This window comes from Amycolatopsis rhabdoformis (assembly GCF_035918295.1).
GTDB lineage: Bacteria > Actinomycetota > Actinomycetes > Mycobacteriales > Pseudonocardiaceae > Amycolatopsis > Amycolatopsis rhabdoformis.
Genome location: NZ_CP142149.1, coordinates 9,270,737 through 9,290,156 on the forward strand (window position 1 = coordinate 9,270,737; position 19,420 = coordinate 9,290,156).

The window sequence follows — 19,420 nt, forward strand, 5'->3', positions numbered from 1 at the left end:
CCCGATCAAGCGTTGTCGCGCACCGCCAGCGCCCACTTCACGAGCGGCCACTGTGCCGTCAGGCGGAACCACGCGGCCGCGCGCACCTGCAGCGGCTTCTTGGTGCGTTCGTAGTCCAGCGCCATTTTCACGTTGCCCGGGAACACGCCGACGAACAGCAGCGCCGCCGCGAACCCGCCCAGCCGCCGCGTCTTCGGCAGCGCGATCGCGGCCGCCACGCCGAGCTCCACGGCCCCCGAGGCGTAGGTCCACTGGCGACGCTCACCGGGAAGCTCCTTCGGAACCAGCGCGTCGTACTGCTTGGGGCGCACGAAGTGCATGACACCGGCGGAGGCGAGGAAACCGGCCAGCCAGTAGGCGGGCCGCTGGGGCCGCTTCGAGTCGGACATGGGCCCAGCCTGCCACAACGTGATCATCGGAACGGGTGTGCGGGCGATGACCTTCGGCTATCCTCCCCGCTGTGAGTGACGCCGAACACCCGCGGGGAGCCGGTGCATGAAAGCCCTCAAGCGGCTGCCCCTGAACGTCCGGCTCAACGACCGCCCCGACCACGAGCTCGTCGGCGTGATCCGCATGCCGGAGTTCACGTCGAGCCCGATGCGGTCGATCGTGAAGCGGATCATCGGCGCCCTGCTGGCCCTGCTGGCCACGGTGCTGATCGTGTTCGCCGACCGCGGCGGCTACCGCGACGTGAACGGCGACGGGGTCTCGTTCCTCGACGCGATCTACTACTCCACCGTCTCGCTCTCCACGACCGGCTACGGCGACATCGCGCCGGCCTCGGCGTCCGCACGGCTGGTGAACGTCCTCATCATCACGCCGTTGCGCGTGCTCTTCCTCATCGTCCTCGTCGGGACCACGCTGGAGGTGCTCACCGAGCGCTCCCGGCAGGCATTCAAGATCCAGAAGTGGAGGACGAAGGTGCGCGACCACACCGTCGTCGTCGGGTTCGGCACCAAGGGCCGATCGGCTGTCAACGCGCTGCTCGGCGACGAGGAGGTGCAGGCCAGCCGCATCGTCGTGGTCGACACCGACCAGCAGGCGCTGGAGGCGGCCAGCGCGATGGGCCTGGTCACCGTGCACGGGTCCGCGACGAGGGCCGACGTGCTGCGCGTGGCCGGCGTCCAGCACGCGAAGGCCGTGGTGGTGGCGCCGAACCGCGACGACACGGCCGTGCTGGTCACGCTCACCGCGCGCGAGCTGGCACCGAAGTCGCACATCGTGGCGTCGGTGCGGGAAGCGGAAAACGTGCACCTGCTCAAGCAGTCGGGTGCGAACCAGGTCGTGGTGTCGAGCGAGACGGCCGGGCGGCTGCTGGGCATGGCCACGTCCACGCCGCTGGTGGTCGACATGGTCGAGGACCTCATCACGCCGGAATCGGGCCTGGCGATCGCCGAGCGCGCCGTGGAGCGGTCCGAGGAGGGCGGTTCACCGCGGCACCTGCCGGACATCGTGCTGGGCGTGGTCCGCGACGGCGTGCTCTTCCGCGTCGACGCCCCGCAGGCCGACGCGCTGGAACCCGGCGACCGGCTGCTGTACGTCAAGAAGGTGACCACGGCGGACAAGGTCGAGTCCGACCGCTGAGCCGTGACTGCCGAGCTGTGACCTGACCGCTGAATCTTGATCACCGGGTGACCGGTGATCGGCGCACCGTGACGGGGCGCCGCCCGGACCTCACTGGGTTTTGCCCCGTGGATCTGGAACCATGGCGACGTGCAGCTCTCCGACCTCACGAGCAAGACCTCAGTCCAGAGGTGGCTGCAGGTGGGCATCCCGGCCGCCGTCGGCGTGCTCGTGGTGGTGCTGGCCTGGCTCGCGGGGCCGGGCCTGTTCGGCATCGCCGGCACCGACTCCGGCGCACCGGTGCAGGCCGAGGTGACCAAACCGGCCGAGTGCTCGGCGGGCAATCCGGTCGAGTCCGTCACGTTCAGCCTCGGCGGCAAGCCGCGCGAAGGCACCCTCAACGGCTGCGGCCACGCGAAGGGCGAACGCGTGGAGGTCGGCGTGCCGGTCGACGCACCGGCCGAGGGCCCGCTCACCGTGAGCGCGGCCGACACTTCGGCAGGCGCTCAGGACTCCCGCGGGCCGATCGCGCTCGTGCTGCTCGTGTTCGCGTGCTTCGCCGGCGGCACGTACGCGTTCCTCTTCATCAAGGGCCCCGGAAAGCTCGCTCTCCTGCACTGAGCTTCCCGACTCGATGGGGCGGCGTCAGCTGACCAGTGAGGACGGTGCGGCGAAGGTGTTGCAGTCGGCGATGCGGTTGGCCTTCGCGCCCTGGCGCCACCAGTAGGCGTAGTGGGCGTTGGTGCCGTGGTCGTGGCTGTGCGAGGTGTTGTCGCCGCGGGTTTCCTGGTCGTTCCAGGCCTTGTTGTACATGTCGCGGGTGATCGTGCCGCCCTGGTCCACGTGGGCGCCGAGGAACATGCCCGAGAAGCACTGGGCCTGCAGTTCCTTGCGCCGGGACATTTCGAGGCCCTCGGGGCTGGTCTGGCCGGCCGCGTAGATCTTCTGCCACGCGGCGTCCATGATCCCGGCGACCTCCTGCACGTGGTGGCCGTACTCGTGGGCGAACAACGCCAGGTAGACGCCGGGGTTGTTGCCGTACTGGTCGGTCTGCAGTCCGGCGAACGGCACGTACAGGTTGTCCTCGCAGTAGTACGCCGCCGTCGCGATGCCGACCTGGATCGTGCCGCACGCGGTCTCGAAGCTCGGCCCGGTGGGGAAGTGCAGCGCGGGCGGGGTGAACGGCAGGTCGTAGGCCTCGAGGAACGGGCCCCACGCCGCGTCGAGGCACTTGCTGGCCGCGGTGAAGAACGCTTCGGCGCCCGACTGCGTGCTCTGCCAGCCCGGCAGGTCGCAGACGCGGTTCTGCAGCCCGGCGTTGGGGTCCTGCAGGATCGGGTGATCGGCGAGCTTGAGGATCTTCTGCGGGCCGGCGGAGCTCGGCTCGGTCGGTTCGCTGGGCGCCGAGGAAGCGGTGGTCGACGAGCCGTTGTTCGGCGGCAGCTCGAACGGGCTGGTCGGCGCGGGTGCCGGCGGGTTCTGGTAGCCGGTGGCGTTCACGTTCGGGCTGGGCCGGTTCAGCGCGACGATCGCGACGATCCCGAGCACGAGCACGGTGACCGCGCCCAAGGCGATGCCGATGATCGCGCCCGGCGACTTCTTCTGCTGGTGCTGCGGGAAGCGCTGCGGCGGGTACTGGCCCATCCACGGACTCTGCGGCGGCGGGCCCTGCCGGGGCGGACCCTGCATGCCCGGACCGGGCATCGGCGGGCCTTGAACCGGCGGACCCTGCATGGTCGGACCCTGCATTGTCGGACCCTGTGGCGGGGAACCCGGCGGTCCCTGCCTGCCGGGCCCGTGACCGGGAACCGGCGGCGGTTGAACGGTCCCGCGAGGCGGCACCTGGCCGTAGGGCGGTTGCGTCATCAGGGCGGTCCCGGAGGGTCTCGGCACGGGCCGGGCGGCCCCCGGCTTCCGTTCAGCATATCGGGGGAACGGGGGCCTCACGCAGCACTCGTGCCGACACCGTCACCCGACCCGGGTGTCACCCCAGGTCTGGCCCGGTTTGGGCGCCTCTGGAAGAGTGAGCGCCAGCAAGTGACGGGTCGTGAGTACGAGGGGCTTCGATGACAGACACACCCGGCTCGCGAGGGCCCGGCGCGCCCGACGACGACGCGCCCACCCCGAGCCAGGGCTTCCAGCGCCCTCAACCGACCGGCCCCGCACCGACCGGCCCCGATACCCCGGGCGCCACCGAGGCCGCGAACCCGCCGCAGCCCACCAACGGGCAGCCCACGAGCGAGCAGCCGACGAGCGCACAGCCCGGCAGCCCGCAGCAGCCCGGCGCCGACCCACAGACCGCGTCCTCCCCGGCGCCCGACGGCACGCAGCCGCCCGCCGGCCAGTGGCAGTCACCCGGCGCCGACCCGAACGCCACCACACCCGGCGCGCAGCCCTCCGGCGGCTGGCAGTCGCCCGGCGCGCAGCAGCAACCGCCGTCCGGTGGCTGGCAGCAGCCCGGCGCGCAGTACCAGCAGCCGATGCCGCAGTACCCCGGTGGCGCCTACGGCCAACAGGGCGGCTGGACTCCGCACGGTCTCGGCAAACCCGGCGTGATCTCGTTGCGCCCGCTCAACGTCGGCGACATCCTCGACGGCGCGATCACCGCCATCCGCCGCTACCCGGTGCTGATCCTCGGCATGTCGGCGGTCATCGCGGTGATCGTGGCCGGCCTGACCCTGATCGTGCAGCTGGTGGTGCAGCCCGACCTCAACCGCGTCGCGCAGCTCGGCCCGGCCGCCACGCAGCAGGAAGCGCTCGACGCGATGTACAACCTGCTCGGCAGCACCGCGTTGTCGCTGATCCCCACGCTGATCATCACGCTGCTGGGCCAGACGTTCCTCACCGGTTTCCTCACGGTCGTGATGGGCAAGGCGGTGCTCGGCCGGCCGGTCGACTTCCGCACGGCGCTGCACGAAGCCGGCCCGCGCCTGCTTCCCCTGCTGGGCCTCACGATCCTGTACGCGCTGGCCACCATGGTCGCCGCGATCTTCTGCCTGCTGCCGGCCGTGATCCCGTACGTGTTCTGGGCGCTCGCGAGCCCCGCGCTGGTCCTCGAGCGCGGCACCGTGCGCCAGGCGTTCGGCCGCTCGCGCACCCTCGTGTCGGGAGCGTTCTGGCGGGTGCTCGGCATCCTGCTGCTGGCCGGCGTGATCGGCTGGCTGATCTCGGCGATCATCGGCATCCCGTTCGACCTGGGCTCGGGTGCGTTCGCGGGCCTGTTCGACCCGCAGGCCACGGTGCCGGTCCAGACCACCGGCGGCCTGGTGCTGAGCGCGGTGGGCTCGGTCATCTCGTCCACGATCGTCACGCCGTTCACGGCGCTGGTCACGGTGGTCCTCTACATCGACCAGCGGATGCGCCGCGAGGGCATGGACATCGAGCTGGCGCGCGCCGCCGGCCTCAACCCGCCGCCGGCGCCGCGGCAGGCGTGGTGACGTTCCTGCTCACCGACGTCCCGGTCGACATCGACCGGGACCCGGCCCGCCTGCGAGCGATCCAGGAGCTCACCGATCCGGCGTACGCGGCGGCGCGGCCCGGGCTGCTGCAGCAGGTGGCGCACTGGCTGGGGGAGAAGTTCAGCGAGCTGCTGGCGAACCTGTCCGGTGTGCCGGGCGGACCGTTGGGGCTGCTGCTGATCATCGGGCTCCTGATCGTGCTGATCGTGGTGGTGCGGCTGCGCGTGGGCAAGGTCGGGCGCGCGGCGCAGGCGGCCCGGCAGGTGTTCTCGGGCCGGCGCCGCAGCGCCGACGAGTACCGCAAGGCGGCCGTGCAGGCCGCGGCGCAAGGACAGTTCGCCGACGCCGTGCGGGAACGCTTCCGCGCGATCGTGCGCGGTCTCGAAGAACGCGCGCTGCTCGACTCGCGCTCGGGCCGCACGGCCGACGAAGCCGCCGCCGAAGCGGGCGGGCTGCTGCCGAACGTCGCCGCCGACCTCGCGGCCGGCGCCCGGCAGTTCGACGACGTGCACTACGGCGGCCGGCCCGGCACCGAAGCCGCCTACCGCGCCCTGACCGACCTCGACGACCGCGTCCGCCGTGAGCGGCCGGTGCTGGTGGGCGCGTGACTACTTCGGTTTCCCCTGATCTCAGACGGATCTGGCGCGGTGTGCGGGTGCCGCTTGCGCTGCTGCTGCTCATCGTGCTGGTCGCGCTGGCGCTGGTGCTCAGCCGCGGTGACCAGACGAGCGGCGAGCTCGAACCCGGTTCCTACGAACCGAACGGCAGCCACGCGCTCGCGCACCTGCTGCAGGAGGAAGGGGTGGACGTGCGCCCCGTCCACACCATCGCCGAAGCGCTGGAGCAGGCCGACGGCGGCACGCTCGTGATCACCTCGCCCGACCAGGTGCCGGGCGCCGGGCTCGGGGATCTGCGCCGCCGCGTCGCGCACCTCGTGCTGCTCGCGCCCGGCCCGGGCGCGCTGTCCGAAGTGCTCCCGACGGTGCACCCGGCCGGCACGTCCGACGTGGCCCCGCTCGACCCCGGCTGCACAGTCGGCGCGGCCGTCGGCGCCGGTCGCGCGACGCTCGGCGGTGAGCGGTTCCGTACCGAAGACCCCGAAGCCCGCCAGTGTTACCTCGACGGCGACAGCCCCACGTTCGTGCAGGTCGCCGACCGCACGGGCACCGTCACCGTGCTCGGCACCGGCGCGCCGCTCACCAACGACCGCCTCGCCGACGAGGGCAACGCCGCGCTCGGGATGCGGCTGCTCGGTGATCACCAGCGGCTGGTCTGGTACGTGCCCTCGCCGACCGACCCGGCGCTGGGCAGCGGGCAGAAGTCCTTCTACGAGCTCATCCCGCCCGGCTGGCGCTACGGCGCCTTCACGCTCGGGATCGCCGTGGTGCTGCTGGCGTTGTGGCGTGCGCGGCGGCTCGGCCCGGTGGTGAGCGAGCCCCTGCCGATCGTGGTGCGGGCGGCCGAAACGGCGGAGGGCCGCGCGCGGCTCTACCGGCGCGGCGGCGCGGCCGGGCACGCGGCGGAGACGTTGCGCGAAGCCGCCCGCGCGCGGCTGCGCACGAGACTGGGCCTGCCGCGCGATGCCGAGGCGGCCGCGGTCGTCGAGACGGTGAGCGCGCGCACGGGGCGCACCGCGGTCGAAGTCGGCGGCGTGCTCTACGGCCCGCCGCCGGGCGACGAAGCCGGGCTGGTGCGGCTGGCGGACGAACTGGACAGCGTGGAACGAGAGGTGGAGCGGTCTTGAGTACCGAACAGACGCAGGCGCCGAGTCAGGCCCAAGACGCTCGCGCGGCGTTGATCGCCCTGCGCACCGAGGTCGGCAAGGCCGTGGTGGGCAACGACGCCGCCGTCACCGGGCTCATCCTGGCGCTGCTCTGCCGCGGCCACGTGCTGCTGGAAGGCGTGCCCGGCGTCGCGAAGACGTTGCTGGTGCGGGCTTTGGCGGCTTCGCTGGACCTGAAGACCACCCGGGTGCAGTTCACGCCCGACCTGATGCCGGGTGACGTCACCGGCTCGCTCGTGTACGACGCGCACAGCGGCGAGTTCTCCTTCCGCGAGGGCCCGGTGTTCACGAACCTGATGCTGGCCGACGAGATCAACCGCACGCCGCCGAAGACGCAGTCGTCGCTGCTGGAGGCGATGGAGGAGCGGCAGGTGTCGATCGACGGCCAGCCGCGGCCGCTGCCGGATCCGTTCATGGTCATCGCGACGCAGAACCCCGTGGAGTACGAAGGCACCTATCCGCTGCCGGAAGCGCAGCTGGACCGGTTCCTGCTCAAGCTCACCATGCCGGCGCCTTCGCGCGAGGACGAGATCGGCATCCTCTGGCGCCACGCGCAGGGTTTCGACCCGCGTGACCTCGCCGCCGCCGGCATCCGGCCGGTCGCCGGCGCCGAGCAGCTCGCGACCGCGCGCCAGGCCGTGGCCCGCGTGACGATCGGGCCCGAGGTGATCGGCTACGTCGTGGACCTGTGCCGCGCGACGCGTGAGCTGCCGGCCGTGCGCATCGGCGTTTCCCCGCGTGGCGCAACGGCTTTGCTCGCCGTCACCCGCGCGTGGGCCTGGCTCGCCGGGCGCGACTACGCGACGCCGGACGACGTGAAGGCGCTGGCCCGCCCCGCGCTGCGGCACCGGCTCGACGTGCGGCCCGAAGCCGAGCTCGAGGGCGTGACCGCCGACGGGGTCCTCGACCGGGTGCTGGCCTCCGTGCCGGTACCGCGCTGAGCGGTGGCCCTCACCGGGCGGCTCGGGCTGCTGGCGCTGCTGGGTGCGCTGGTGGTCGGGCTGCTGTTCCCGTCCGGCGCCGGCGTGCTCGGCGTTGTCGTGGTGCTGATCGTGCTGGTGGTCGTGGACCTGGTGTTCGCCGGCAGCGTGCGCGCGCTGCGCTTTTCCCGCAGTGGCACCACTTCCGTGCGCCTCGGCGAACCCGCCGAGGTTACGCTCACCGTGACCAACCCGGGCCGGCGCGCGGTGCGCGGGCTGCTGCGCGACGCGTGGCCGCCGAGCGCGGGCGCCGACGACCGGCACCGGATTTCCGTGCCGTCGGGCGAACGGCGCGTGGTCACCACCGTGATGCTGCCGACGCGGCGCGGCGACCGCCTCGCGTTCCGCGTGACCGTGCGCGCGACCGGCCCGCTGGGGCTCGCGGCACGGCAGGGTTCGCACGAGGTGCCGTGGGCGGTGCGCGTGCTGCCGCCGTTCCACAGCCGCAAGCACCTGCCCTCGCGCCTGGCGCGGCTGCAACAGCTCGACGGCCGCAGCGCGGTGATGATCCGCGGCCAGGGCACCGAGTTCGACTCGCTGCGCGAATACGTGGCCGGCGATGACGTGCGCTCGATCGACTGGCGCGCCACGGCCCGCGCGGCCGACGTGATGGTGCGGACCTGGCGCCCCGAACGCGACCGGCACGTGGTGCTGGTGCTCGACACCGGCCGGGTTTCGGCCGGCCGGGTCGGCGACGCGCCGCGGCTCGACGCGGCCATGGACGCCGCGCTGCTGCTGGCTGCACTGGCTTCCCGCGCCGGAGACCGCGTCGACCTGCTGGCCTACGACCGCCGCGTGCGCGCCGCGGTACCCGGTTCCTCAGCCACGACGCTGCTGCCTTCGCTCGTGAACGCCATGGCGCCGCTCGAACCGTCGCTGATGGAAACCGACTCGCGCGGCCTGGTCGCCGAAGTCCTGCAACGCACCCGACGGCGCGCGCTGGTGGTGCTGCTGACCGGCCTCGACGCGGCGCCGCTCGAAGAGGGCCTGTTCCCGGTGCTGAGCTCGTTGACGTCGCGCCACCAGGTGATCGTCGCTTCCGTGGCCGACCCGCGCGTCGCCGAAATGGCCCGCGGCCGCGGCGACGCGGAATCGGTCTACGACGCCGCCGCGGCCGAACGAACCCTGGCCGAGCGCGCTTCCGTGACCGCGCGGCTGGGCCGGCGCGGGGTCGACGTGGTGGACGCCGTGCCCGAGGACCTGCCGCCGGCGTTGGCCGACCGGTACTTGGCCTTGAAGGCTGCCGGGCGGCTCTGAAACCTCCAGGGAGCTCCAAGGCGATTCGGGCCGGAAACCGTGGCCGAACGGTCCCGTTCGGACTCCAGCCCCGGCAGCGCGGTCTTCCGCGTGGCTAGCCTCGCGGAAAATCGTTGAGGCAGGGGAGAAAAATGAGAAAGTGGTGGATCGCGGCGGCCGTCGTCGCGGCATTCGTTTCGGTGGCGGGCACGGCGTCGGCGTGCCCGCAGCCCGAGAACTACCTGTCGCTGGGGGATTCGCTGGCGGTCGGGTTCCAGCCGGACGCGGCCGGTGTCGGCCGGCCGACGAACCAGGGGTTCGACCCGGTCGTGGCGCGGCACCAGGGCCTTCGGCTCACCGAGCTGGGCTGCCCGGACGAGACGACGTCGTCGATGCTCGCCGGCGGCACCTGCCACGGCGCGACCTCGCAGATCAGCGCGGCCGAGCAGTTCCTCAAGGCGCACCGCGGCCACACGAAGCTGGTGACGCTCGTGATCGGCGCGACCAACGTCGAGGACTGCGCGTCCGCCACCGGCATCGACCTCGCCTGCGTGCAGCAGGGCATCGGTGCGATCCAGACGGATCTGCCGGTGCTCGTGAGCCGCTTGCACCAGGCCGATCCGCACGCGAAGATCGTGGGACTGAACCTCTACGACCCGTTCCTCGCCTCGTTCCTGCAGGGCCCGGCCGGACAGGACCTCGCGCGCCAGTCGGTGCAGCTGCTGCAGCAGGTGAACGCGGTGCTCGGCGGGGTGTACACGCAGGCCCGCGTGCCCGTGGCCGACGTCGAGACGGCCTTCCACACCACGGACTTCAGCGGCGCCGAGGTGCCGGTGAACGTGGCCGCCATCTGCTCGCTCACGTTCATGTGCGCGCCCGCGCCGGTGGGCCCGAACATCCACCCGAACACCGCCGGCTACGGCGTGCTCGCGAAAGCGGTCGAGGCGCGGGTCTAGCACTATCGAGTGGCTTCCCTTGGCCTGCCGGGATCGGGGCTGTTAAGCCGGAGGGGAACTTCGGCTGAGGGGGAGTGCCCGCGTGCGTCGGTTGCTGTTCTTGGTGGTGCTGCTGGTGATCGGGTCCGCTGGGGTCGCGTACGCGGCCGACGGCGCGCCGGTGTACCTGGCCGACGGTGGTGGCGGCGTATCGCTCGCCGCCACCGGCGGCAAGGTGCAGCTGGCCGATGCGAAAGACCCGGGTGCGGCCTGGACGTACGACAAGGCGTCGTTGCACTACCGCAATGTCGCGAGTGGACAGTGCCTCGCCGCGCAGAGCCCGGTCGACGGCGTGGGTGTGCTGCTGGCCGCCTGCGCCGACGGGGACCACAAGCAACAGTGGCGCCGCGTCGCCGGGAACCCGGGGCTGGTCACGATCGCCAGCGTCGCCACCGCGCGTTGTCTCACGGCCGAAGCGCCCACGCCCGGCGCGCGGCTGTACCAGGAAGTCTGTTCACTGCCGGGCCTGGCCAACGCGTGGGCCGCGGGCGGGCGCACCCTCGCGATCCTGGGCGGCAACGGCCAGCACCTCGCCACGAAGGACCCGGCGGCGCCGTTCGTGGTGCGCGTGATCGGGGACAACGGCCAGCCCGCGCCCGACGTGCCCGTGACCTTCTACGTGCACGCCGCCCGCGCGCAGAACGTGCTCGTGTTCGAGGGCGGCAAGGAGACCGCGGCGGCCAAGACCGGCCCCGACGGCTCGGCCACCAGCCCCAAGCTCGTGCTCACCGACCCCGGCGAGTTCGACATCCGCTTCACCGGCAGCGCCACCCTCGACGACGGCAACTCGATCGCCTTCGAGGGCAGCTGCCTGTGCTAGCCCGCTTCCGGTAGCGCGTCGCCGGTGTAGCGCCGGTCGAGGTCGCCGACCTCGCCCGCCTTCGCCGCGCGGCGGCCGAGCGTGAACACGTAGGTGAGGAACAGCAGCTCGACCACGGCGCCGATGCCGATGCGCGCCCACGTGGGCCAGCCCGACGGCGTCACGAACGCCTCGATCACGCCCGACACCAGCAGCACGCACACCAGGCCCAGCGCGATCACCACCACCGACCGGCCCTGCTCGGCCAGCGCGGCGCTGCGCGAGCGGCGGCCGGGGTCGATCACGGTCCAGCCGAGCTTCAGGCCGGTGCCGGCGGCGATGAACACGGCGGTGAGTTCGAGCAGGCCGTGGGGCAGGAGCAGGCCGAGCAGCACGTCGCCGCGCCCGGCCGAGGACATCAGGCCGATGGCGATGCCGGCGTTGAGCGAGTTGAGCCACAGCGCGCTGATCACCGGCAGGCCGAGCACGACTCCGAGGAACAGGCACGTCGCGGCCACCCAGGCGTTGTTCGTCCACACCTTCGCGGCGAACGAGCCGGCCGGGCCGGTGGAGTAGTACGTCTCGTACTGGCCGCCGGGCGCGGTCATGGCCTTGATCTCGTCGGGGGAGATCAGCGCCGAGCGCACCGACGCGTCGCTCGCGATCCACACGCCGAGCACGGCCATCACGACCACCGAGGCCAGCGCGGCGGGGATCCACCAGCGCCGGCTGAGGTACACCGCGGCCGGGAAGCGGCGGGTGAAGAACAGCCCGACCTCACGCCACGCAGGGCTGTGCGAGCCCGTGACGGCCGAGCGGCCGCGCGCGACCAGCGCCGAAAGCCGGGCCAGCAGCGCCGGGTCGGGGGCGGTCGAGCGGATGATCGACAGGTGGGTCGCGGCGCGCTGGTACAGCGTCACGAGCTCGTCGGCCTCGGCCCCGGAAAGCCGGCGCTGCCGCACGAGCTCGCCGAGCCGGTTCCACTCCGCGCTGTGCGCCGTGACGAAGACGTCGACGTCCACCGGATCACCTCCTGGAACACCAGCCTAGGGCGCACCGCGCCGGCTGTGGCCGATCGGGCCGACGCCACGGCGGGACCGTGGCGACTTGGCGGCTGCGCTCGCTCGGATATCGGCCTCCATTCGGCCCGATCGGCAACTAGGCTGGCCCGGTGCAGGAAGAGTCCGATCTCGTCACCGGTGAGGCCGTGGTCCTCGACCTCCGGGTGGCCAAGCTCGCCAGCCGTGGTCTCGCGATGCTGCTCGACGTGCTGGTGCAGGGTGTGCTCCTGCTGATCGTCGTGATCACCGTGGCCGTCACCTCGTCCGACCTCGACCCGGCGCTGTCCGTCGCGCTGCTGCTGTCGGTGTTCGTGCTGATCGTGGTCGGCTACCCGGTGCTGTTCGAGACGCTCAGCCGCGGCCGGTCGCTCGGCAAGATGGCGGTCGGCCTGCGGGTGGTGCGGCTCGACGGTGGCCCGATCCGCTTCCGCCACGCCCTCACCCGAGCGCTGGCGGGCTTCTTCGTCGACTTCTGGGCGCTGGGGTTCCTGGGCGCGGTGGCCGTGATCGTGTCGCTGAGCTCCTCGAACGGCCGCCGCGTGGGCGACTACCTCGCGGGCACGCTGGTGATCCGCGAACGCGTGCCGGCCACCGCGCAGGCGTACGTGATGATGCCGCCGGGCCTCGAGGGCTGGGCCGCGCAGCTCGACCTCAGCCGCCTGCCCGACGAGCTGGCCCTGGCCTCCCGCCAGTTCCTGAACCGCTTCCACGACCTGCGCCCCGACGCCGCGCACGCGCTCGGCAACGGGCTCGCGGACCAGACGGCACACGCGATCGGGGTCGCGGTGCCGTACGGGATGCCGGCCTGGGTGTTCCTCTCGGCCGTGCTGGCCGAACGCCGCAATCGCGACCAGGCGCGGTTGGCGCAGCAGGTGTACGCGGGGCCGCCGCCGGCGCAGCCGTCGTACGCGGCGCCGGGGCAGCCGTACCCGGCGGGGCAGTCGTACCAGCCGGAGCCGTCGACGGTGGTGCAGCAGCCGGCGCCGCAGTACCAGGCGACCGGACCGCAGCAGATCGAGCCGCAACAGTACCCGGCGACCGGTCCGCAGCAGTTCCAGCAGCAGGGCGCGGTTCAGCAGCAGCCGGTCCCGGCCGTCCCGGCGATGGTGCCACCGCCGCAGTTCCAGCCCACGCAGCAGCAGCCGGTCCCGCAGGCCCAACCGGTTCCGGTTCCGCCGGCCGAACCGTCGCCCCGGTTCCCGCCGGACCAGCCGCCCGCGCCGCCGGAGCCGGAAAACCCCTTCACCCCGCCGAGCTGAGCGCGTCTGTGCTGACCGAACTCGCCGTCGCCGTCACCACGGACGCGACAGTCCACGCCGACGGCTCGATCACCGTCACCGAACACGTGACCGGCCCCGCCACCCACCGGATCGCCTTGCGCGTGCCTGTGTCGGCCGATGAGGAGCGCGTCTACACCGTCCGCGACGCCCGCCTCACCGGCGCTGGACACGTGAACCAGGAGCCCGACGCCCTGCAGGTCACCTACTCCGGTCCCGCCACCCTCTCGTACACAGTGGACGGTTCCGTCGCCGACGGCGGCCTGGTTCGCTGGCCCGTGACCGGCGGCTGGGACCAGGACCTCACCACGCTCACCGCCACCCTCGCCGCGCCGGGAATCTCCACAGTGGACTGCTACGCCGGCGCCGTCGGGTCGGCTCGGCACTGCACGTTCTCCGAGCTCGGCAGCGGCGGCACGGCCCGGGCCGAGCAGGACGGCTTGCGCCGCGGCGACCGCGTCGACCTCGTGGTGCAGGTGCCGACCGGTGCGCTGGCCGCCACGGCGAAGACGGTGGCCACCGCGCCGGTCAAAGCGTTCTTCGCCGGCCCGGGCATCCCGCTCGTCGCGCTGCTCGTGCTGCTGGCCGGCGCCGCGGCGACCTGGCGGCACCGGCGGCGCGAAACCCGGCAGCGGGTGCTCGCCCGTGCCTAGGGTGGTCAAGCGGATGCTCGCCGCGCTCGGCGCGATCCCGCTGCTGCTGGTGCTGGCCACCCCGGCGTCCGCGCAGGACCTGCCCGCCCTGCCGCAGAGCGCCGAGGTCACGCTCAAGCTCCAGCGCGACGGCAGCCTGTCGGTGACCGAAGCCGTGTCCGTGCCGTCCGGCACCACGATGACCCGCACGCTCGGGCTGCGCACGTCGGCCGACGCCGCCCACGACCGCGTGCTCAAGGTCCGGGACGTGAGCATCGAAGGCAGCGGCAGCGCCGACTTCACCGGCGACCAGGTGGTGTTCGACCTGCGCGGCGGCACTTCGGTCGTGCGCTACACCGTCGACGGTGTGGTGGGGCAGAGCCTGGGCGTCGAGAACGCGACGTGGGACCTCGCCGGCGGCTGGGACACCCGCCTCGAACTGCTGCGCGCCACCTTCGCCGCGCCGAACCTGCCCGACGCCGTGACCTGCCTCGCCGGCCCGCCGGGGTCCACGACCCTGTGCGCCGCCGCGCAGCTCGACCACTCGGGGCTCACGCGCGTGTCGGTGTCGAAGCTCGCGCCGGGCGACCGGGTCGAGCTCACCGCCGAGCTGCCGGCCGGAACCGTGCCCGCCACCGAGGACCTGGTGCCCGCGAGCTCCGTGGCCGGCGCCTTCCTCGTGACCACGCCGGTGCTGGCCGCGTGGCTCGCCTTCGCCGTGCTGCTCGTGGCCGGCCTCGCCACGCTGGTGCTGCTCCGCCGTCGCGACCGGGCGGCCGCGCTGCCCGTGCGCCTGGACGCCGACGGTCAGTTCTCCTCACCGCAGGGCGTGCTGCCGGGCCACCTCGGCTCGTTGCTCACCGGCCGCAGCGACCGCCTCGACGTGGCCGCCACCGTGCTCGACCTCTGCGTGCGCAACTACCTCTGGGTGACTGAGGAGTCCGACACCGCCGGGTGGACGCTGCACCGCCGCAACCCGCCCGACGAGTACCTCACGGCCTTCGAACGGACGGTCTACGAAACCGCCGTGCCCGGTGAATCCGCACGACTGTCCGCGATCGCGCCGGACATCCGGGACGAACTGCGCACCGCCGTCGTCCGCCGCGGCTGGCTCTCGCCGTGGCCGGCGCGGCTGGCCAAACTCGCCGGGCGGCTCTGCGGCTACGGCGTTTTCCTCACCGCGCTGCTGGCCTTCACCGTCGGCTACGCGCAGCTCGGCCTCGTCGTGGTCGCGCTCGGCGCCGCGCTCGCGCTGTTCGGGCAGTGGCTGCCGGCGCGTACGGCGAGCGGCAGTCTGCTGCGCGACCAGGTCCTGGGCCTGCGGGCCGAGCTCACGCAGCCGGCGGAAGTCACCGACCTGACCTTCTCGCGCGCGCTGCCGTACGCCCTCGCGCTCGGCGAAACCGACCGGTGGCTGAGCGCGCTCGCGGCCCCGGATTGTTCGCTTCAGGCGTACTGGCTGGGCGCCCCCGCCACACCGGCCCGGACCGGCGCTTTCCTCGCCGCGCTCGGCGCCGCGACCACGAAGCCGCGCGACTTGCCGGGAGCGGTGCCACCAGCCGGACCGAGGGTGCGCTCCTCTGCGTAGGGTGGGGGCATGGCCGATCCCGAGCTCGTCCGTTTCACGATTGACAACGGTCTGCGCGTGGTGCTCGCCCCGGACCCGACCGCGCCTGTTGTCGGGGTCAGCGTGCACTACGACGTGGGCTTCCGTTCCGAGCCGGAGGGGTTGACGGGTTTCGCGCACCTCTTCGAGCACTTGATGTTCCAGGGCAGTGAAAGCCTGGAGAAGCTGGCACACTTCCGCCACGTGCAGTCGAGCGGCGGGACCTTCAACGGGTCCACGCACCCCGACTACACCGACTACTACGAGGTGCTGCCCTCGGCGGCCCTCGAGCGCGCGCTGTTCCTCGAAGCCGACCGGATGCGGGCGCCGAAGCTGACCGCGGAGAACCTGGCGAACCAGATCGAGGTCGTCAAGGAGGAGATCCGCCTCAACGTGCGCAACCGCCCGTACGGCGGCTTCCCCTGGATCCTGCTGCCGCCGGTGCTGTACTCCACGTTCGCCAACGCCCATGACGGTTACGGCGCCTTCGAGGACCTCGAAGGGGCGACTCTCGACGACTGCGCCGCGTTCTTCGACACCTACTACTCGCCGGCCAACGCGGTGCTCACCGTGGCCGGCGATTTCGAGGTGGCGAACGCGAAGGCGCTCATCGAGAAGCACTTCGGCGACGTGCCGCACCGGCCCGCGCCGGTCCGTCCGTCGTTCGCCGAGCCGCTGCCGACCACGGAGCTGCAGGGCGAGCACGAAGACCCGCACGCGCCGCTGCCCGCGATCGCCGTGGGCTACCGCATGCCCGACCCGATCAACGACCTCGACGGTTACCTCGCGTACCTCGTGCTGGCCGGCGTTCTCACCGACGGTGACGGTTCGCGCCTGCAGCAGCGCCTGGTGCACCGCGAGCCGCTGGTGGTCGACATCGGCGCCGGCGCCGGGCTGTTCGGGCCGTTCGAGGCGCGTGACCCCGACACGTTCACGATCACCGCGATCCACCCGCCGGACGTCGCGCGCGAACGCGTGCTGGCCGCGCTCGACGAGGTGCTCGACGAGCTCGCCGCCACGCCGCCCGACGCCCAGGAACTGAAGAAGGTCACCGCACGCTGGGCCGCGAGCCTGCACTCGGAGCACGACCGGCTCGTGTCCCGCACGCTGGCGCTGGGCGCGTTCGAGCTGCTCTACGGCGACGCGTCGCTGGTGCACCGGCTGGCCGACCGCATGTCGGCGGTCACCGGCGAAGCCGTTTCGGCCGCCGCGAAGGCGCTGCGCCCCGACGCGCGCGCCGTGCTCGTGGTGAAGCCCGCCGCCAACACCGAAGGGATCGAAGAGCAGTGACTTCGGCAACGCATCGCAGCGCGCAGGAGATCGGCCGCACGTCGACCGGCCCGCGTCCGCTGCCCGAGCTGGGCGAGCAGCGCGCCGCCACCGAGCTGTCCCATGTGGACACGACGCTGAGCAACGGCCTGCGCGTGCTGGCCGTGCGCAAGGCGACGGTGCCGCTGGTGGAGGTACGGCTGTGGATCCCGTTCGCGGGGGAGGACGCGCTGCACCCGGCCACCGCGGAGGTGCTGGCCGAAACGCTGATCACCGGCACCGCCAAGCGCGACCGCGTGGAGATCGACGCCGAGCTGGCGTTGATCGGTGGTGACCTCGGCGCGGGCGTGGACCCGGAACGGCTCTACCTCAACGGTTCCGCGCTGGCCGAGGGCCTGCCGACGCTGCTCGACGTGCTCGGCGACGTGCTCACCGGCGCCACCTACGCCGACGCCGAGGTGGCCCGCGAGCGCGAGCGGCTGATCGAGCGCATCGCCGTTTCGCGCACGCAGCCGCGCACGATCGCGCGGGAGGCGTTGCAGAAGCAGCGCTACGGCGACCACCCGGTCACGCGCGAGGTGCCGCAGGCCGACGACGTCGCGGTGGTGACGCCGGAGCAGGTGCGGGCGCTGCACGCGGCTTCGGTGCTGCCGCGGGGTTCCGTGCTGGTGATCGTGGGCGACATCGACCCCGACACCGTGCCGGCCGAGCTCGAGCGTGCGCTCGGTGGCTGGGCCTCGGACCGTTCGGCGCTCGTGCTGCCGCCGCTGCCGGAGCTGACCGGTGGCAACGTGTTGCTGGTGCCGCGCGCCGGCGCCGTGCAGTCGCAGATCCGGCTCTCGGCGCAGACGGTGGCGCGCACGCACCCGGACTACGCGGCGCTGCAGCTGGCGAACCTGGCCTTCGGCGGGTACTTCTCCTCGCGCCTGGTGGAGAACATCCGTGAGGACAAGGGGTACACCTACGGCGCCCACTCGGGGTTCGAGTTCACCGGCGAGAACGCGGTGGTGAACGTCGACGCCGACACGGCCAACGAGGTCACCGCCGCCGCGCTGCTCGAAACGCGCTACGAGCTGGCGCGCCTCGGGCTCGTGCCGCCGACGGCCGAGGAGGTGGAGTCGGTGCGCCAGTACGCGATCGGTTCGCTGCTCACCTCCACGTCGTCGCAGTCGGGGCTCGCCGGGCAGATCATGGCGCTGGCGACCACCGGCCTCGGCGTGGAATGGCTGCAGGAACACCCGGCGCGGCTCGCGGCCGTCACGGGTGAGCAGGTGGCCGAGGCGGCCCTGGAGTACTTCGCACCGAAGCGCTTCACCGGCGTGGTGGTCGGCGACGCGGAACTGCTCGCGCCGAAGCTCACCGCCCTCGGCGACGTGACGGTCGGTTCCGAATGACGGTCCCGTTCTCCCTGGAGTCGCTGCCGACCCTGTCCAGGTCCACTGTGGACCGTCAGGAGACGTTGCGCACCAACCCGGAACGCCTGGTTTCGAAGTGGTCCGAAGCCCGCGTGGTGCTGCTCGACGACACCGGTCGCACGCCGGTGGCCGAGGGCAGCTCCACGCTGGCCGCCCGCAAGGCCATCGACTTCGGCACCGAACCCCCGGCCGACGCGGTGTTCCTCGGCGAGTGGGAAGACACCGACTTCTGGTCCCTGCCGGGCCGCCCCGAGGGCGACACGGACACCGTGAAGATGGCCGGCAGCTGGGGCGTGGTCGAAGAGGTGCCCCGCGTCGACGGCGAGATCTGGGTCGAACTGCGCGGCTACGGCGACCAGCTCGACGACACCTCGGCCGGCCTGTTCACCACCGCGGTCGCCCTGCGCCACTGGCGCCGCCAGTCCCGCTTCTGCACCCGCGACGGCTCACCCACGAACCTGATCCAGTTCGGCTGGGCCAGCAAGTGCGAGGCCAAGGGCCACGAGGAGTACCCCCGCACCGACCCGGCCGTGATCTGCCTGGTCCATGATCAGGACGGCGTCAACGGCTCCCACGTGCTGCTCGCCCGCCAGCCCGTCTGGCCCCCGGGCCGCTACTCCGTGCTCGCCGGCTTCGTCGAGGCCGGCGAGTCCCTGGAGGGCTGCGTCTCCCGCGAAATCCGCGAAGAGGCGGGCGCGACGGTTTCCGACATCCGCTACCTGGGCAGCCAGCCGTGGCCGTTCCCGCGCTCGATCATGCTGGGCTTCACCGCCCGCGCGGACCGGTCTCTGCCGCTGGTTCCCGCTGATGGTGAGATCGAAGAAGCCCTGTGGGCGTCTCGTGCGGAGGTCCGCGCTGCGTTCCTTTCCAGCGACGCCGGGGTTCCGGTGCCCACCCCCATCGCGGGGGGCACGCGGGAGATGATTCTGCCGGGGAACTCGTCGATCGCCCGCGTGATGCTGAAGGCGTGGGCTGACGCGGAGGAGTAACCCGCGGCTTTGCTTCGGAAGGCCCTTCCCGGCTGGTCAGCCGGGGAGGGCCTTTGTCGTTTCCGAGGTGGGACGCTGGCACCTTGCGCGAACCTTCCGGCGTTCGCCGCAGCCACCTCAACCTCGCAGCCAAGCCGGCATGTGGTTCGTCCGGTCCGGCAATCGCGCACCTTGACCACCCGCAGCAGTGCCAAGCCGAGATGTGGTTCGACCAATCCAGCAACTGCGCACGCTGAGCACCCGATCAGTCACCCACCGCCGCGCCCGAAACCTTCCCGACCCGAAGTGTTACCCGCTCGTTCCGGATGACCATTGACGTGGTGTGGCCCCGCTCACTACAGTCGCCCGAAACCGTCT

The 19,420-nt window shown here is 72.5% G+C and carries 18 protein-coding genes; 15 read left to right on the top strand and 3 right to left on the bottom strand.

Annotated features, from left to right (window positions below):
- Positions 1-5 precede the first annotated feature (5 nt).
- On the bottom strand, positions 6-389 hold the full coding sequence (locus tag VSH64_RS43215; RefSeq protein ID WP_326568501.1) for a DoxX family protein: 384 nt from the start codon (positions 387-389) through the stop codon (positions 6-8).
- Between the two features lie 106 nt (positions 390-495).
- Here VSH64_RS43215 and VSH64_RS43220 point away from each other — a divergent pair, with 106 nt between their 5' ends.
- Entirely contained in the window at positions 496-1,584 is a 1,089-nt protein-coding gene (locus VSH64_RS43220) for a potassium channel family protein (RefSeq protein ID WP_326568502.1), read from the top strand.
- A gap of 129 nt (positions 1,585-1,713) precedes the next feature.
- Positions 1,714-2,184 carry a hypothetical protein gene (locus VSH64_RS43225; RefSeq protein ID WP_326568503.1) on the top strand — a complete coding sequence of 157 codons (471 nt, stop codon included), beginning with the start codon at positions 1,714-1,716 and terminating at the stop codon, positions 2,182-2,184.
- 24 nt (positions 2,185-2,208) lie between these two features.
- Here VSH64_RS43225 and VSH64_RS43230 read toward each other — a convergent pair whose 3' ends face one another.
- On the bottom strand, positions 2,209-3,207 hold the full coding sequence (locus tag VSH64_RS43230) for a neutral zinc metallopeptidase (RefSeq protein ID WP_326568504.1): 999 nt from the start codon (positions 3,205-3,207) through the stop codon (positions 2,209-2,211).
- A 422-nt stretch (positions 3,208-3,629) separates the two neighbouring features.
- Here VSH64_RS43230 and VSH64_RS43235 point away from each other — a divergent pair, with 422 nt between their 5' ends.
- The 7 genes from VSH64_RS43235 to VSH64_RS43265 all read left to right on the top strand — a co-directional run bounded on the left by VSH64_RS43235 (position 3,630) and on the right by VSH64_RS43265 (position 10,835).
- Positions 3,630-5,000 carry a hypothetical protein gene (locus tag VSH64_RS43235; protein WP_326568505.1) on the top strand — a complete coding sequence of 457 codons (1,371 nt, stop codon included), beginning with the start codon at positions 3,630-3,632 and terminating at the stop codon, positions 4,998-5,000.
- On the top strand, positions 4,994-5,629 hold the full coding sequence (locus VSH64_RS43240; protein ID WP_326568506.1) for a DUF4129 domain-containing protein: 636 nt from the start codon (positions 4,994-4,996) through the stop codon (positions 5,627-5,629). The genes VSH64_RS43235 and VSH64_RS43240 overlap by 7 nt, the downstream gene beginning before the upstream one ends.
- On the top strand, positions 5,626-6,765 hold the full coding sequence (locus VSH64_RS43245) for a DUF4350 domain-containing protein (RefSeq protein WP_326568507.1): 1,140 nt from the start codon (positions 5,626-5,628) through the stop codon (positions 6,763-6,765). The genes VSH64_RS43240 and VSH64_RS43245 overlap by 4 nt, the downstream gene beginning before the upstream one ends.
- Complete coding sequence (locus VSH64_RS43250; protein WP_326568508.1) at positions 6,762-7,745, top strand: AAA family ATPase; 984 nt, start codon at positions 6,762-6,764, stop codon at positions 7,743-7,745. Before VSH64_RS43245 ends, VSH64_RS43250 begins: the two co-directional genes overlap by 4 nt.
- Before the next feature lie 3 nt (positions 7,746-7,748).
- Positions 7,749-9,041: a DUF58 domain-containing protein gene (locus VSH64_RS43255; protein WP_326568509.1), complete on the top strand. Its 1,293-nt coding sequence runs from the start codon at positions 7,749-7,751 to the stop codon at positions 9,039-9,041.
- A gap of 131 nt (positions 9,042-9,172) precedes the next feature.
- On the top strand, positions 9,173-9,976 hold the full coding sequence (locus VSH64_RS43260) for an SGNH/GDSL hydrolase family protein (protein WP_326568510.1): 804 nt from the start codon (positions 9,173-9,175) through the stop codon (positions 9,974-9,976).
- A gap of 82 nt (positions 9,977-10,058) precedes the next feature.
- Positions 10,059-10,835 carry an RICIN domain-containing protein gene (locus tag VSH64_RS43265; RefSeq protein WP_326568511.1) on the top strand — a complete coding sequence of 259 codons (777 nt, stop codon included), beginning with the start codon at positions 10,059-10,061 and terminating at the stop codon, positions 10,833-10,835.
- Here the strand turns inward: VSH64_RS43265 and VSH64_RS43270 are convergent.
- The gene (locus VSH64_RS43270) at positions 10,832-11,836 is read right to left on the bottom strand and encodes a stage II sporulation protein M (protein ID WP_326568512.1); all 1,005 of its coding nucleotides are present in this window, start codon (positions 11,834-11,836) and stop codon (positions 10,832-10,834) included. The two genes, VSH64_RS43265 and VSH64_RS43270, sit on opposite strands and share 4 nt — an antisense overlap.
- 149 nt (positions 11,837-11,985) lie before the next feature.
- On the opposite strand from VSH64_RS43270, the gene VSH64_RS43275 reads away from it, so the two are divergent.
- From VSH64_RS43275 to nudC, 6 genes are read left to right on the top strand one after another with little or no spacing between them, the layout of a single operon-like run.
- A complete protein-coding gene (locus VSH64_RS43275) occupies positions 11,986-13,134 on the top strand; it encodes an RDD family protein (RefSeq protein WP_407655606.1) in 1,149 nt (382 codons plus the stop codon).
- Between the two features lie 8 nt (positions 13,135-13,142).
- Positions 13,143-13,805 (top strand): DUF2207 domain-containing protein, encoded by a 663-nt coding sequence (locus VSH64_RS43280; protein WP_326568513.1) that lies wholly within the window; start codon positions 13,143-13,145, stop codon positions 13,803-13,805.
- Entirely contained in the window at positions 13,798-15,372 is a 1,575-nt protein-coding gene (locus VSH64_RS43285) for a DUF2207 family protein (RefSeq protein ID WP_326568514.1), read from the top strand. Before VSH64_RS43280 ends, VSH64_RS43285 begins: the two co-directional genes overlap by 8 nt.
- Before the next feature lie 9 nt (positions 15,373-15,381).
- A complete protein-coding gene (locus VSH64_RS43290; RefSeq protein ID WP_326568515.1) occupies positions 15,382-16,680 on the top strand; it encodes a M16 family metallopeptidase in 1,299 nt (432 codons plus the stop codon).
- Positions 16,677-18,053, top strand: coding sequence for a M16 family metallopeptidase (locus VSH64_RS43295; protein WP_326568516.1), 1,377 nt, complete (start codon positions 16,677-16,679; stop codon positions 18,051-18,053). Before VSH64_RS43290 ends, VSH64_RS43295 begins: the two co-directional genes overlap by 4 nt.
- Positions 18,050-19,063, top strand: a complete 1,014-nt coding sequence (gene nudC / locus VSH64_RS43300; RefSeq protein WP_326568517.1) for an NAD(+) diphosphatase — start codon at positions 18,050-18,052, stop codon at positions 19,061-19,063. Before VSH64_RS43295 ends, nudC begins: the two co-directional genes overlap by 4 nt.
- The last annotated feature ends 357 nt before the right edge of the window (positions 19,064-19,420 follow it).